The sequence below is a fragment of the Kineococcus indalonis genome, from assembly GCF_009906395.1.
Taxonomy (GTDB): domain Bacteria; phylum Actinomycetota; class Actinomycetes; order Actinomycetales; family Kineococcaceae; genus Kineococcus; species Kineococcus indalonis.
Genome location: NZ_JAAALM010001035.1, coordinates 1 through 414 on the forward strand (window position 1 = coordinate 1; position 414 = coordinate 414).

The 414-nt window shown below is 81.4% G+C and carries 1 protein-coding gene; it reads right to left on the reverse strand.

The genetic code is table 11. The annotated features are described in order from the left end of the window. Nucleotides 1-71 precede the first annotated feature (71 nt). Nucleotides 72-329: a DUF2530 domain-containing protein gene (locus tag GTR00_RS22575; protein ID WP_205706460.1), complete on the reverse strand. Its 258-nt coding sequence runs from the start codon at nt 327-329 to the stop codon at nt 72-74. Nucleotides 330-414: the final 85 nt, after the last annotated feature.

Below are 414 nucleotides of genomic sequence, written 5' to 3' on the forward strand. Positions count from 1 at the left end.
GGTGGCGGACGCGCCGGGGCGGGCCCGCCTGCTGGCCGAGGAGCTGCCCGGCTGAGGTCGGCGGCCCGCGGTCAGCGGTCGGTGCGCTCGCGCTGCGCGCGGCGCTGGCGGCGGTGCACGTGGGCCAGGCCGATCAGCCCCAGGGCCAGCCCGGCGATGCACGAGCCGAGCCAGCGGCCCTCCCCGGTGCGGCGCACCTCGGGCACGAGGACCGCGACGACGAGCAGCACGGCCCACGCGGCGAGGCCGACGAGCACGGCGCGGCGGTCGTCGGTGCGCAGCGGCGGCGGCGGGGGCTTGGCCTTCGACGGCGGCAGGTACAGCGGCACGCCCCCAGTGTGGCCCGGCCGGCAGGGCCGCGCCGCGCGCCCGGGAGCGGGTCTGCTGGGATGGCGCCATGGCCGACCCCACGCC